Here is a 14,001-nt window from a genome sequence, read left to right as displayed (position 1 = left end):
CATGACCTCTCGCCGCGCCTTTCTCGCCGGGCTGATGGCCGTCGCCGCGCCGAAACCGTCCTGGGCCGATGCAGGCAGCCCGCGCTGGCTCGCCTGCGCGCGCGAGGCCGATGGCGCCTACGCGCTGTTCGGCCTTGCCGCCGACGGCGCAGACACGTTCCGCCTGCCCCTGCCCGCGCGCGGCCATGCCGGCGCCGCGCATCCCACGCGCCCCGAAGCGGTGGCCTTCGCCCGCCGCCCCGGCGCCTTCGCGCTGGTGCTCGATTGTGCCACGGGCGCGCTCATCCGCGACCTGACACCGCCGGACGGGATGCAGTTCAACGGCCATGGCGCGTTTACGGCGGAAGGCGACATCCTTTATACCGTTGAACAAAGAGCCACGGACAGCCGGGGTTTCCTCGGGATCTGGGACAGCGCCTATCGCCGCATCGGCCAGATCGAAACCGGCGGCATCGGTCCGCATGAAATGCTGCGCCTTCCGGGTGGCGGCTTCGCCGTGGCGAATGGCGGCATCGCCACCGATCCCGCCGACCGCACAAAGCTGAACCTGCCCGACATGGCGCCCTCGCTGGTCTATGTCGAAGACGATGCGATCGCCGAAGAGGTCACGCTCGACCCCGCGCTGCATTTCGCCTCGATCCGCCATCTCGCCCACGAAGACGGCACGCTGGCCTTCGCCATGCAATGGGAAGGCCCCGCCGGACAGGTCGTGCCGCTTCTGGGCCTGCACCGGCGCGGCGCGGCACCGATCCTCGCCTCGGCGCCCGGCCCCGAACAGGCGCTGATGCAGGGCTATGCGGGCTCGGTCGCCTTTTCGCAGGGCGAAGTCGCGATCACCTCGCCGCGGGGCGGGCGGCTACACCGCTTCGACGCGCGGGGCGCCTTTCTCGGCGCCACGCCCCGGGCCGATATCTGCGGCCTTGCCCCCTGCCCCGGCGGTTTCCTGACCACCGATGGCGGCGGCGGCGTGCTGCGCGTCACCGGGGGCCAGGCCCGCCCGCTGGGCCTGCGCCCGCGCGCCTGGGACAATCACATCGTGACGCTGTGAGGGCCTTTTCGGCCAATCTCGGCTTCCTGTGGACCGAGCTGCCGCTGCAAGACGCGATCCGCGCCGCCGCCGATGCGGGGTTTCGGGCGGTCGAATGCCACTGGCCCTATGACACGCCGCCCGACACCGTCGCCCGCGCGCTGGCCGAGACAGGCCTGCCGATGCTCTCGCTCAACACCCGCCCCGGCGGGCCGGGAGAATTCGGCCTCGCCGCCCTGAAAGGCCGCGAAGACGAGGCCCGCGCCGCCATCGACGAGGCCATCGCCTATGCGCGCGCCACGAGGACAAGTGCTGTGCATGTGATGGCGGGCAAAGACGGGGACGAGGAGACCTTTCGCGCCAGCCTCACCCATGCCTGCAACGCCGCGCCCGACCTGACGATCCTGATCGAGGCGCTCAATCCCCATGACGTGCCGGGCTACCATCTGAACAGCCAGGAAAAGGCGGCGCAGACCTGCACCGCCCTCGGCTCTCCCAACCTGAAACTGATGGTCGATTGCTACCATGTCGGCCGCACCGAGGGCGACGTGCTGGCAACCTATCAACGCCACCGCGCCCTCATCGGCCATGTCCAGCTCGCCGCGGTTCCCGATCGCGGCGCGCCCGACCATGGCACGGTCGATTACGCGGCGCTCCTGCCGAAACTCGACTGGCCCGGCCCCTTCGGCGCGGAATACCGTCCGAACGGCCCGACTGATGCCAGCCTGTCGTGGCTCCCCGCACTTTCACGCTGCTGAAAATACTCAAGCGGGACCAAACGGGGGTCCCAAGGGGGAGCGTGCTCCCCCTTGGCGGGGGGTACGGGGCGCTGGCCCCCCGCTTCCCTCAGTTATGCTCGTTCAGCCAGGTGGCCGAGGTCTTGATCCCGCCCAGCGGGAAGATGTGGATCTTCTCGATCAGGCTGTCGGGATGCGCCGATTTGTAGGCCGCGATCTCGCCCAGCAGCTCAGTCGGCGTGAAGGGCAGCAACAGTTTCGACAGGTCCATCGCGCGCTTCTGCAACACGCCCAGCGACGGGCCGACACCGCAGGCGATGGCGAACTTGATCAGCGTCTGCAGCTTGGTCGGACCCGCGACGCCCAGATGGATCGGCAGCGTCACACCCATCGCCTGCAGCCGCTCGGCCCAGGCGATGATCGGACCGGCCTCGAAGGCGAATTGCGTGGCGATGGCCATTTCGGCATCGGTCTGCTCGGAGAAGCCCTGCTTCCACATCACCGCCTCGTCGACCAGCTTGGTGCCGCCCTTGGCGTCGATGTCCTTGTTCCCTTCCGGGTGCCCGGCGACATGCAGGCGCTTGTAGCCCAGCTCGTCGAACAGGCCGGTTTTCAGCAGGTCGATGGCCGAGGTGAACTCGCCCGCCACGGTCGGCACGCCGCCCGCCAGAACCAGCGCCTGTTCGGCGCCCGCTTCCTCGCGGTAGCGCTTGAGCCAGGTTTCCAGCGTCGCGCGGCTGTCGATGATGCGCGCGGGCAGGTGCGGCATCGCCGGATAGCCTTCGTCGGTGATGCGCTTCACGGTGGCGACCATCTCGTCGATGGGCGTGCCCTCGATATGCGCGACATAGACGCGCGTGCCTTCGGGCAGGATCTCGCGGAAGCTTTCGACCTTGGCCGCGGTGCGCGGCATGACTTCGATCGACGCCCCCTGCAGCAGCGCCGCCAGGTTTTCGGGCTTCGCCTCGGTGCTCGCGCCTTTGCGCAGATTGAACAGGGCCATGGTGTCTCCTCCCTCAGCCGGTAATACGGGGATTGATGCGGTCGGCGGCGAAACCGTCGGCCATGCGGGTCAGTTCGATGTCGGTGACGATGCCCGAACGGGTGAAGGGATCGCCGTCGATATAGGCGCGGGCCTTGTCGAGGCTCTCGGCCTCCAGGATGCCCCAATGGCCGATCGCCGTGCCGTCCGGGGCCCAGAGCGCCGAGCCGGTGATCACCGACACGAGCCCCTCGCCGCCCGACTTGTTCCAGTCACGGTGCGTGGGGCGTAGCGCGTCGCGCTCGGCATCGGCGCCGGGTTTGTGCAGGCAGCGCATGAGGACGAACATCAGGCGGCCTCCTCGGTCGCGTGGACCTCGTTTTCCAGAACCACCATCCCCGCGCCGGTCATTGAGGCCGGGGCGTAGTAATGCGACATGACGGTCCGCACATCGGCATCCATCGCGCCGCGCATCACCAGCCACATGATCAGCTCGGCGCCTTCGGATCCGAAGGTCTCGACGAATTGCTCGCGCGTCCAGTCGCGGTACTTTTCCGGGTTCGGGCCGATCTCGGCCAGCCAAGCCTTGTCGGCGTCGCGGTTCATGAAGCCCGCGCGCGCGCCCTGCAACTGGTGCGTCAGGCCGCCGGTGCCGAACACCACGATCCGCTCGTCCCCCGGCCAGCTTTCGATGGCGCGCCGCAGAAGCTGGCCCAGTTCCCACATGCGCTGCGGCGTGGGGATCGGGTATTGCACGGTGTTGACGAAGATCGGCACGATCTTCACGGGCCATGCCTCGGGCCGGCCGAAGAACAGCTCCATCGGCACCTGGATACCATGGTCGAGTTCGATCTCGCGGCAGATCAGCGGATCGAAATGCCCCTCGACCATCGCGTCGGCCAGATGCCAGCTGAAATCAGCGGCGCCCTTGAAGGGCGGGATGTCGCGCTTGCCCCAGCCTTCGTCGATGATCTGGTAATCCTCGGCCACGCCAAGCGCCAGCGTCGGCACCCGGTCCAGGAAAAAGGCATTGCCGTGATCGTTGAAGATGACCACGGCGATGTCGGGTTTCTGCTCGGCGATCCATTCCTTCGCGGGGATGTAGCCGTCGAAAAAGGGTTTCCAGTCGGGCGTGTCCTGCAGGCCCCGGTCCAGCGCGATGCCGATGGACGGGACATGCGAGGTGCCGCAACCTCCGATGAGTTCAGCCATTCCTGCGTTCCTTTCCAAGGCGCTCGACGAGGAAATCCTCGTGATCCATGCCGACCTGCGCCGCGCCGATGGCCGTGACCGGCATCGGGTCCAGCGCCGAGATCTTCAGGATGTAGAAAATGTTGCCGCCCAGCCGGATCATGCCCTGCCAGTCGCGCGCCAGCACCGCCGCGCGTTGCTCGGGGCTGAGCTTGTAGCGGTCGAGATAGGCCTCTTCATCGGCGGCGAACGCCTCGCGGTTGGCAGCCGAGACCAGCGACATCGCCATCTTGTTCAGCTCGTAGCCGCGATGCGAGCCCGCGCGATCGAAGAGCGGCGTGTCGGGGATGGGTGCAGGCTTGCGTGCAGACATTGGGTCAGTCCTTCAGAAACGGCACCAGAAGGTCGGCCACCGCCTGAGGTTGCTCGACCGGGGCGAAATGGCCCGCATTCTCGATGATCTCGAGCCGGGCGTCGGGCGCCAGCGCAACGATGTCCTCATGCTGCGCGACGGGCGACCATGCGTCCTGCCGGCCCACCATCACCAGAAGCGGACAGCGGACACTGGGCAGCACCGCTTCCGCGTCGGGCCGGTCGACCAGCGCCTTGATCTGGCGCGCGTGAAGATCGGGGTTCATGCGCAGCACCATGGCCGTAAGGTCGGCCATCAGGCGGGTATTCTTGCGGTTCTCTTCCCAGACCATCGGCGGCAGCCAGCGTTCGGCCAGCGCCTGCATCCCGTTGTCATAGGCGAATTGCACGATCTCGGCGCGTTTCTCGCGCTCGCCGGGTTTGAGCGGATGGATCCCGGTATCCAGAAGCGCCGCTTTCTCGATCCGCTCGGGCGCGAGACGCAGCATCTCGATCGTCACCCGCGCGCCCATCGAATGCCCGGCCACCCGCAGGGGGCCGGGATGGCGCGCGAGCAGATCCTCGGCCATCCGGGTCAGGTTGTCCTGCGTGGACAGGTCGGCCACCGCGGCATCGAGCCGCTCGGTAACCGCCGTCCAGCAATAGCCGTCGCACAGAAGGCCGGGGATCAGAAGCGTCGTCGTCATCAGTTGATCATCGTATTGGGCAGAAGCAGCGAGATCTGCGGGAAGGCGACCAGCAGGATCAGCGTGGCGATCATCGCCAGCCAGAACGGGATCACGCCACGGAAGATCGTCCCCAGCGGCACGTGCTGGGCCACCGATTTCACGATGAACACGTTCACCCCGACGGGCGGTGAGATCAGGCCCATTTCCAGGGTCAGCACGACCAGCACGCCGAACCAGATCGGGTCGAAGCCCAGCTGCTGGATCACCGGGAAGAAGATCGGCATCGTCAGCACCAGCATGGCGAAGCCTTCCAGGAAGCAGCCCAGGACCAGGTAGCAGGCAAGGATCAGCGCCAGGATCACCAGCGAATGCACGTTCAGCCCTTCGAGGAACGCGCCCACTTCCTGCGGGATGTGGCTGAGCGCCAGGAACGGGATCAGCATATGCGCGCCGATCAGGATGAACATCACCGTGGCCGTGGTCACGACCGAGGATTTCGCGGCCGCCCAGAACGCGCTCAGCGTCAGCTTGCGCGACACGAGGCCGATGATGATGATCAGACCCGCACCGACGGCCGAGGCCTCGGTGGGCGAGAAGATGCCGGTATAGATGCCGCCGATGGTCAGCAGGATCACCGTCAGGATCGGCAGCGCGCCGACCATGGCGCGGGCTTTCTCGCCCGCCGTGGTGCGCGGACCGGCCGGGCCCATCTCGGGCTTGAGCCAGCATTGCACCGTGACCGTCAGCACGAACATGAACAGCAGCAGAAGCCCCGGCAGCACGCCCGCAAGGAACAGCCGGCCGATCGATTCCTGCGTCAGGATCGCGTAGATCACGAAGCCGGTCGAGGGCGGGATCAGGATGCCCAGCGTACCGCCCGCCGCGACGGCGCCGGTGGACAGGCGGTGGTCGTAATTGAAACGCTCCATCTCGCCCAGTGAGACCTTGCCCATCGTCAGCGCGGACGCCACGGACGACCCCGACAGCGCCGCGAAACCGCCGCAGCCGATGATCGTGGCCGAGGCGAGGCCGCCGCGGATCGAACCGATCATCGCATAGGCCGCGTCATAGAGCCTGCGCGACATGCCGGTCTCGGTGGCGACGTTGCCCATCAGGATGAACAAGGGCACCACGACCAGTTCGGCCGAGGACGCGATGGTGAAGCTTTCCGAGGCGAGGTAGTTCATCGCCGCGTTCAGGCTGTGCAGGTTCCAGATCCCCAGGAAGCCCACGACGAACATGGCGAAAGCCACGGGTATACGAAAGGCGAGCAGCACGAAAAGCGCGCCCATCCCGATCAAGCCGACGTCGAAACTGCTCATGATGCGTGACCTTCAGCCTGCCGCAGCGGTCCGCCCAGCAACAGCGAGATCAATCGCAGCAGCATGCCCGCCGCTGTGATGACACAGCAGACGACGACGAAATACTGGAACCAGTCCTTGGGAAGATTGATGATATTGGTGGAGAGATTCAGCATCTGCGAGATCGCGGCCGATTTCCACATGTTCCAGGCGATGCCCAGAAAGATCGCCACGCCCGAGGCGGCGGCGAGAATGTCGGTCAGACGGATGAGCCAGGTCGGGAAGGCGCGTTCGAACAGGTCGACCGCGATATGCCCGTTGAGGCGGTCGCACAACGCCATGCCGCCGAAGACCAGCACCACCATGCCCATCTGGGTAATGTCCTGCGCGCCTCTGAGCGGCGTGCCGAAATAGCGCCCGATCACGTCGATCAGGATCACGACGACCTCGGCGATCAATCCGATCGTGCCGACGATCGCGGCCAGGGCAATAACCCCGGCCGCAACTTTATCAAGCGTGCGCAGCACGTTACTCGCCCTGCATCGTGGCAAGGACTTCCTCGCCGCCATCGACGCCCGAAATCACTTGGTCGCGGACCGGGAAGGTGATCTCGTCGAAGGCCGCCGCTTCTTCGTCGGTCAGGAAGATCACGGTGTTGTCGCCGGTGGCCTGGATCGACTCGGTGACGCTTTCGGCGCGCGCCAGCCAGCCTTCTTCGGCCGACCGCGACAGTTCGCGACCCGCGATGGAATCAAGTGCCGCGCGCTCTTCGTCCGACAGCGCGTCATAGGCGCCCTGGTTCATCACCACGTAGAACGAGATGTGCCCCAGATCCGCGCCGTAGGTGTAGCTGTTGGCCACTTCGTCCAGCCGGAAATCGCCGATCGCCGAAGCGCCGGTGACGACGCCGTCGATCAGGCCGGTCTGCAGCGCATTGTAGATCTCGCCCGCGGGCATCTGCACCGGGGTTGCACCCAGCGCCTCGATGGTCGCGCCGGCGGCCGAGCCCGAAACGCGGATCTTCAACCCGGCCAGGTCGGCGGGCGTGCGGATGTCGTGGTCGCGCATGATGAACACGTTAGGCTCGGACAGCCACAGCGCCAGCGGCACGGTGCCCGGGAACTCGTCGGCCAGCAGGCCCGCGTCATAGGCGTTCCAGATCATGTCGTAGCCGGTCATGCCCTCGGGCTGGGCGCCCGGCAGTTCCGAGATCATGGTGCGCGGGAACTGGGTCGAGGTGTAGCCCTGCAGACCCCAGACGATGTCGGCGGTGCCGGTGACGGCGCGGACATATTGCTCCAGCGGACCGGCGCCCAGCTCGCCACCGGGATAAACCCGGATTTCGACGCCGGCATCGGCCACGGCTGCCTGAAGCGGCTCGATGGTCGAGGCGGTCAGCGTGTGCTGCGGCGGCACCCAATGGGCGAAGCGCAGTTCGGTCGCGCCGACCGGCGCAGCCAGCACGGCCGTCGCTGCGGCAACCGCACCCGCGGCCCGGATATTGGAGAAATCGAACATGTAGTACCTCCCAGGTTAAGGGCGTTTTCGCGCCCGCGAAGTCAGGGGTCGCGGCGGTCGCCGCGACATGCAACCCGGCCAGTATGACGGGTTTCGACGCCACGCAAAGCCGCTTTCGCGATCTGCGCGACGTCGTGTCCCAGTCCGGTCTCCGCCCGGGTCGTGGGCGGGGCGGCATTCCTCAAGCCGCCCCTCCCGCTGTCGCGTCAGCCGATCAGCTGCGGGTCCGCCAGCTGTCGGCGTAGTTGGTGCGGGCTTCCGCCGAGTACGGCGTCGGCGAGACGCGCACGCGGATATCGGCCTGCTTGTGCGGCTCGGTCGAGGTCTTGCCGGTGGTTTCCGGCTCGCCCCATTTCAGCGTCAGCACGTCGCCGATCTGAACGTCGGTCGAAACGACGCCGAGGCTCAGCAGGCAGCGCTCGTTGAACGAGTAGCCGTTGAACATCGACATGCCGACCATGGTGCCGTCTTCCTTGCAGACCATGTCCGCCGAGGACGAGGCATAGTTCGGCTGCGGGAAGTCGATCCACTTGTAGGGCGTGCCCTGCTCGAACGACGAGGCGATGACCTTCAGCACGTCGTCGCGGTTCCATTCGAACGTGACTTTCTTGCGCTTCGGACCTTCGGCCTTGATCTTCTCCAGCGCGGCCTTGCCGACGAAGTCGTCTTTCTTCCAGCCGATGTAGAAGTCATAGCCGATTTCGAACGGGTTGACGTAGTAGTCCTCGATGTTGTCCGACACGAACGAACCGCCGATGGCACCGGCCGATTCATACATGTCGACACCGACCCATTCGCGGAACGCCTTGGTCATGCCGTCGCCGGTATAGATGCCCGGCAGCGGCGACGGGATCCAGCCCGATTCCAGCGTGTTGGTCGAGTAGGCGCGCGAACCGCACTGCACCAGGTTGACGCCGGCGTCGCGGGCGGCCTGCATGATGGTCGAGTGGATGTAATCCTTGTCCTTGTAGGGACCCCAGATTTCCAGACCCGGCGCGCCGGACATGCCGTGACGCAGCGCCTGCACCTTTTTCGAACCGATATTGATCCAGTCGACGTGGAAGAACTTGATGTCCGGGATCGGGCCGCCGTTCATCTTCTCGAAGATCTTGCCGGCCTCGGGGCCCTGGATCTGGAAGCGGTAATGCTCGCGCAGGACGCGCTCGCCCTCGGGACGGCTGGGCGAACGGGGGTCGTAGCGCAGACGCACGTTCCATTTGCCGTAGGACGCGGCGAACATCAGCCAGTTCGAGGTCGGGGCGCGGCCCACCAGGATGTACTTGTCTTCACGCTCGCGGAAGATGATGTGGTCACCGATCACGTGGCCCGCCGGGGTCACGGGAACGTAGTGCTTGGCGCGGTTCAGGTCGAAATTCCCGAACGCGTTGATGCCGTGATAGGCGAGGAACTCGGTGGCCTGCGGGCCTTCGACGATGACCTCGTCCATGTGGTGCGACTGGTCGAACAGCACGGCGGAATCGCGCCAGGCGTTCTGCTCCGAACGCCAGTTCGAGAATTCCGGCGCCACGACCGGATAGACATACATGCCGATTTTCGAATTGCGCAGGATGTCGACGGGGTTACCGCCGTGCTCCGCGATCAGGCCTTCAAGACTGGTAGCAGCCATTTCGATTCTCCTCCCAAGGGCAACAAGTCATAATGTATACACGTATGGCCAAGTGATCGCCCGGATGCAAGCAAAATCCCCCTCGCCGGGCCAGATTCAGCCGATGGATGTATGCATGCGGTAGCGCTCTCAGCCGGATATCAGCGCACGATCAGCGCCATGCCCGGCATGCCGCCCGAGACATCGGGATCGGCGACCAGCGACGCCTCCAGATTCCCCCGCGCGATGCGTGCATGTTCGCGCGCGATCGCCTCGGCCCGGGCCCCCTCGCGTCGCCGGATCGCCTGCATCAGCGCCCGGTGCTGCGCCTGCGCGACGATCAGCGACCGCAGCGCGCGGTCGGGGCCCCCCTCGTTGTCCGACCCCATCACGAAGGCCGAGGGCGAGGCGAAGGGCAGCGACTTGACCCGCTCCAGCTCGCGCAGCACCACCGCGCTGCCGCACAGATCGGCGAGGCGTTCGTGGAACTGGCCGTTGAGCTCGGCATAGCGGTCGAAATCCACCTGATCGAGCGACACGCCCGCAAAACAGGAATCGAGCCGGTCCAGAATCACCCCGATCTCGTCCAGCGAGGCCGCCTCCGCGCCGCGCTCGGCCGCCAGCCGCGCCGCCATGCCTTCCAGCACGCCGCGCAGCTCGATCGAATCGGTGACATCGCTCAGGGTGAAGCCGCGCACCTGGAAGCCGCCGCCCGGCGCGCGCTCGAGCAGCCCTTCCTCGGCGAGCCGCGACATCGCCTCGCGGACCGGGGTGCGGGAAATCTGCAGATCCTCGGACAGCGCGACTTCGTAAAGCCGCGTGCCGCCGGGAAGTCCGCCGTGGATGATACGCTGGCGCAGCTCGTAAGTGGCGCGCTTGGTCAGGTTTACGCTTTTGGATTCGCCCATGGCCTCCCCCATGTATACAATCAATGTATACATATTCGCGCGCCACGCAAACCCCGCACGTTACCTTCCGGCTCTTTGCGTGGAAAATCCACCCGGCGTTCCGGGCGAGCGCTCCTCAGAGGGCGCCAGGGGGAGGTTTTCAGGAGGGGGCCCGCCCCCGCCTGAAGCAGGTGCGGGCGGCAGCCCGCCGGGCCGAGCCGTCCAGCCGCACGCATTCGCCGTTGATATAGCGGTTCTGCGCCATGAAGCAGACGGTATCGGCAAATTCCGCCGGATCGCCCAGCCGCTGCGGGAAGGGAATGCCCGCGGCCAGCGCCTTTTGCGCCTCGTCGGGCAGCGTGTAGAGAAGCGGCGTCAGAAAGATCCCCGGCGCGATCACGTTGACCCGCACGCCCACCCGCGCAAGCTCGCGCGCGACCGGCAGCGACATCGCCACGATCCCGCCCTTCGAGGCCGAATAGGCCGCCTGCCCGATCTGCCCGTCGAATGCCGCGACCGAGGCGGTGTTGATCACCACGCCGCGCTCGCCGTCCTCCATGGGGTCGGCCTCGGCCATCCGCGCCGCCGACAGGCGCATCACGTTGAACGTGCCGACAAGGTTGATGGTGATCGTGCGCTGGAAATCCTCGAGCGGCAGCGGCCCCTCGCGGCCCAGCACCCGCCCCGCCGTGCCGATGCCGGCGCAGTTGACGACGATGCGCGGCACGCCATGCGCCTTGGTGGCCACGTCGAGCGCCGCGTTCACATCGGCTTCCGACGTCACGTCGCCCGCCGCCGAGGCGCCGCCGATCTCTTGCGCCACTGCCGCGCCCTTGTCGGCATCGCGGTCGAGGATCGTCACCTTAGCCCCGCGCGCGGCCAGCATCCGCGCCGTGGCCTCGCCCAGCCCCGAGCCGCCACCGGTCACCAGCGCCGAAATTCCGTCGATCTGCATGGGCTCACTCCTTGGTGCTGTCGATGACGCGCTTGTCGCCGTCGTAGATCGCGGCGACCAGGTCCTGCCGCTGCGCGCGCACGGCGCGCTGGTTGACCGACCCCTTATCCGTCACCTCGCCCTTCTCGATGCTGAGCGGCTCCAGCATCATCAGCGCGCGCGGCACCCGCAGCGACGATCCGGTCGCGGTCTGATTATAGGCCTTGAGGCGCCTGGCCAGTTCCTTGTGCAGCACCTCGTGGCCGAACAGCAGATCGTCGCGCAGCTCTTCGCCGCCCGGCACCAGCTTTTCGATGGCGGGCCGGAACGGCACCAGCAGCGCGCCGAGATAATCCTCGCCCTCGCCCACGATCACCGCGTCGCGCACATAGCCGCCCAGCGCATCCGTCAGCTTCGCCCGCAGCGCGCCCACGCCGACCCAAGTTCCCGTCGACAGCTTGAAGTTCTCGGCCACCCGCCCGTCGAAGAAGAAGCCCTTCGACGGATCCTCGGGGTCGGCGAATTTCAGCGCGTCGCCAAGGCAATAGAAGCCTTCCTCGTCGAACGCGTCAGCGGTCAGCTGGGGCTGGCGCCAATAGCCCGGCGTGACGTTCGGCCCCTTCACGCGGGCTTCCCATTTGCCTTCGGTCGGGACCAGTTTCAGGATCACTTCCTTGGCCGGCACCCCCAGATTGCCGGGCGCGGCGTCCGGATCGGTGTTGAAGATCGCGAAAGGCGCGGTTTCGGTCGCCCCGAGCCCGGTCGCCAGCTGGATCCGCTCGCCGGTGGTGCGCACGGCCAGACGATCGAGCGCCTCCCAGGTATGCGTCGCCATCGCGGCGCCGGCATAATATTTCAGCTTCAGATTGCCGAAGAAGGCTTTCGCCAGTTCCTCGTCCTCTTCCATCGCCTCGACCAGCATCTCGTAGCCGAAGGGCACGTTGAAATACCAGTTGGTGCCGACCTCGCGCAGGTTGCGGATGGTTTCGGGCATCATCTGCGGTGTGGGGCGCCCGCCGTCGATATAGAAGGTGCCGCCGTTCCAGATCGCCGCGTTGAACACGAGGTTACCGGCCGCGACATGGTTCCACGGCGCCCAGTCCAGGATGATCGGCGGCTCGTCGCGCAGGAAGGCGTAGCAATCCGTCACCTGTTCCATGTTCGCGCACATCATGCGCTGGGTCTGGATCACCGCCTTGGGGCTGCCCGTGGTGCCCGAGGTGAAGAGGAACTTGGCAATCGTGTCGAGCCCGACCGCGGCATTCGCCTTGTCCACGGCGTCGGTGACCGGGGTCGCCAGCAGCGCCTCCCAGTCCATCGCGCGCCCCTCGCCCGCCTTGCCCAGCACCGGCAGGCCCGCGAAGACCTCGGCGATGGCGGGGGCGAAGGGGGTGGTATCCTCGGCATAGACCGCGCCCGGCGTGATCTGGTCGCGCACCGAGACGAGCTTGCCGTATTCGCCCGAGGCCAGCGCATAGGCCGGCGCGATGGCGGCCGAGGGGACGCCCACATATTGTGCGCCAAGCGCCATCAGCGCGTGGCCGACCGAATTGGCCGACAGGATGACCAGCGGTCGCTCGACCGACAGGTTCAGGTCCAGAAGCGCCTGCCCGATCGCGCGGATATGCGCCAGCATCTGCGCGAAGCTGACGCGCTGCCAGTCGCCATCGGGTCCGCGTTCGGCCATCCATGTGGTGTCGGGCGTCTTCTTCGCCCATTCATGGATCTTGACGGAAAGCTTTTCGGGGTAATCATTGAGGGTGCCGTTCTGCCACACCAGGATGGTGCCATCCTTGCGGCGCTCCCAGTCGATATCCGGCTGCCAGAGTTTGACTTTGCGCAACGGTGATTCTGTCATGACGTCCTCCTCTGTTCGATTGTTTACATAGATACTTTTTCCTCGGATAGAGAATTTTTGTTTACACGGATACTTTTTCTATGGATACTTCCGCCTGAATCGGCCGGGAGGGGCGGTTCGCTCTCTATCAGCGGCAGGGTCATCTATGGACTACCTTACACTCGAATTTTCCGGTGATGTCGGCATCGTCGGCCTCAATCGTCCGTCGAAGCGCAATGCGATCTCGGATGCGTTCATCGAGGAATTCGACGACGTCATCACCCAGGTGGAAGCCAAGGCCAAAGCCGGCGTGATCCACGGCCACGGTCCGCATTTCTGCGCCGGGCTGGACCTTGCCGAGCATGTCAAGAAAACGCCCTTCGAAGGCGTCCAGGGCTCGCGCCGCTGGCATCAGGTCTTCGCCCGGATCCAGCGCGGCAAATTGCCGTGGTTCGCAGCGCTTCACGGCGCGGTCGTCGGCGGCGGGCTTGAACTGGCCTCGTCGGTGCATGTGCGCGTGGCCGACAAGACGGCGTTCTTCGCCCTGCCCGAAGGCCAGCGCGGCATTTTCGTCGGCGGCGGCGCCTCGGCCCGCACGGCGCGGCTGATGGGTGTGTCGCGGATGATGGACCTGATGATGACCGGCCGCTCGATCGACGCCGACACGGCCGAACGCTGGGGCACCGTCAACTACGTCGTCGACGCGGGCACCGCGCTGGAAGAGGCGGTGAAGATGGCCGCGAAGGCCGCCACCAATGCCGAATTGTCGAACTACGCAATCATCCACGCCCTGCCGCGCATCAACGACATGGCGACCGATGACGGCCTGTGGGTCGAAAGCCTGATCGCGTCCTTCACCCAGACCAGCCCCGAGGCCGAGGCACGGCTCAACGCGTTCCTCGAAAAGCGCGTGGGCAAGGTCAGCAACCCCAACGCGTGAC

General features: G+C 66.3%; 15 protein-coding genes. 3 read left to right on the top strand and 12 right to left on the bottom strand.

Annotated features, from left to right (window positions below):
- The first annotated feature begins 1 nt into the window (after window position 1).
- The gene (locus C4N9_RS21885) at window positions 2-1,048 is read left to right on the top strand and encodes a DUF1513 domain-containing protein (protein ID WP_168192189.1); all 1,047 of its coding nucleotides are present in this window, start codon (window positions 2-4) and stop codon (window positions 1,046-1,048) included.
- Complete coding sequence (locus C4N9_RS10035) at window positions 1,045-1,785, top strand: hydroxypyruvate isomerase family protein (RefSeq protein WP_168192188.1); 741 nt, start codon at window positions 1,045-1,047, stop codon at window positions 1,783-1,785. The genes C4N9_RS21885 and C4N9_RS10035 overlap by 4 nt, the downstream gene beginning before the upstream one ends.
- Before the next feature lie 88 nt (window positions 1,786-1,873).
- Here C4N9_RS10035 and C4N9_RS10030 read toward each other — a convergent pair whose 3' ends face one another.
- From C4N9_RS10030 to C4N9_RS09975, 12 genes are all read right to left on the bottom strand, one after another.
- Window positions 1,874-2,767 (bottom strand): methylenetetrahydrofolate reductase, encoded by an 894-nt coding sequence (locus C4N9_RS10030; protein WP_109533188.1) that lies wholly within the window; start codon window positions 2,765-2,767, stop codon window positions 1,874-1,876.
- Window positions 2,768-2,780: 13 nt separating this feature from the next.
- The gene (locus tag C4N9_RS10025) at window positions 2,781-3,095 is read right to left on the bottom strand and encodes a YciI family protein (protein WP_109533187.1); all 315 of its coding nucleotides are present in this window, start codon (window positions 3,093-3,095) and stop codon (window positions 2,781-2,783) included.
- Window positions 3,095-3,958, bottom strand: coding sequence for a class III extradiol dioxygenase family protein (locus tag C4N9_RS10020; protein ID WP_109533186.1), 864 nt, complete (start codon window positions 3,956-3,958; stop codon window positions 3,095-3,097). The genes C4N9_RS10025 and C4N9_RS10020 overlap by 1 nt, the downstream gene beginning before the upstream one ends.
- Window positions 3,951-4,310, bottom strand: coding sequence for an extradiol ring-cleavage dioxygenase (locus tag C4N9_RS10015; RefSeq protein WP_109533185.1), 360 nt, complete (start codon window positions 4,308-4,310; stop codon window positions 3,951-3,953). The genes C4N9_RS10020 and C4N9_RS10015 overlap by 8 nt, the downstream gene beginning before the upstream one ends.
- Before the next feature lie 4 nt (window positions 4,311-4,314).
- Entirely contained in the window at window positions 4,315-4,995 is a 681-nt protein-coding gene (locus C4N9_RS10010) for an alpha/beta fold hydrolase (RefSeq protein ID WP_109533184.1), read from the bottom strand.
- Window positions 4,995-6,299 carry a TRAP transporter large permease gene (locus C4N9_RS10005; RefSeq protein ID WP_109533183.1) on the bottom strand — a complete coding sequence of 435 codons (1,305 nt, stop codon included), beginning with the start codon at window positions 6,297-6,299 and terminating at the stop codon, window positions 4,995-4,997. Before C4N9_RS10005 ends, C4N9_RS10010 begins: the two co-directional genes overlap by 1 nt.
- Window positions 6,296-6,805: a TRAP transporter small permease gene (locus C4N9_RS10000; protein WP_109533182.1), complete on the bottom strand. Its 510-nt coding sequence runs from the start codon at window positions 6,803-6,805 to the stop codon at window positions 6,296-6,298. The genes C4N9_RS10005 and C4N9_RS10000 overlap by 4 nt, the downstream gene beginning before the upstream one ends.
- A gap of 1 nt (window position 6,806) precedes the next feature.
- Window positions 6,807-7,796, bottom strand: coding sequence for a TRAP transporter substrate-binding protein (locus C4N9_RS09995; protein WP_109533181.1), 990 nt, complete (start codon window positions 7,794-7,796; stop codon window positions 6,807-6,809).
- Between the two features lie 214 nt (window positions 7,797-8,010).
- Window positions 8,011-9,423, bottom strand: coding sequence for a vanillate/3-O-methylgallate O-demethylase (ligM, locus tag C4N9_RS09990; protein ID WP_109533180.1), 1,413 nt, complete (start codon window positions 9,421-9,423; stop codon window positions 8,011-8,013).
- Window positions 9,424-9,563: 140 nt separating this feature from the next.
- Complete coding sequence (locus tag C4N9_RS09985; protein WP_109533179.1) at window positions 9,564-10,310, bottom strand: GntR family transcriptional regulator; 747 nt, start codon at window positions 10,308-10,310, stop codon at window positions 9,564-9,566.
- Window positions 10,311-10,449: 139 nt separating this feature from the next.
- Window positions 10,450-11,244: an SDR family NAD(P)-dependent oxidoreductase gene (locus C4N9_RS09980; protein WP_109533178.1), complete on the bottom strand. Its 795-nt coding sequence runs from the start codon at window positions 11,242-11,244 to the stop codon at window positions 10,450-10,452.
- 4 nt (window positions 11,245-11,248) lie between these two features.
- On the bottom strand, window positions 11,249-13,081 hold the full coding sequence (locus tag C4N9_RS09975; RefSeq protein ID WP_109533177.1) for a feruloyl-CoA synthase: 1,833 nt from the start codon (window positions 13,079-13,081) through the stop codon (window positions 11,249-11,251).
- Between the two features lie 145 nt (window positions 13,082-13,226).
- On the opposite strand from C4N9_RS09975, the gene C4N9_RS09970 reads away from it, so the two are divergent.
- Window positions 13,227-14,000 (top strand): crotonase/enoyl-CoA hydratase family protein, encoded by a 774-nt coding sequence (locus tag C4N9_RS09970; protein ID WP_109533176.1) that lies wholly within the window; start codon window positions 13,227-13,229, stop codon window positions 13,998-14,000.
- The last annotated feature ends 1 nt before the right edge of the window (window position 14,001 follow it).

It is taken from the genome of Pararhodobacter marinus, from assembly GCF_003122215.1.
In the GTDB taxonomy this organism is placed as follows: domain Bacteria; phylum Pseudomonadota; class Alphaproteobacteria; order Rhodobacterales; family Rhodobacteraceae; genus Pararhodobacter; species Pararhodobacter marinus.
The sequence above is the reverse complement of the archived record's forward strand: the minus strand, read 5'-3'. Positions and strand labels throughout refer to the sequence as shown.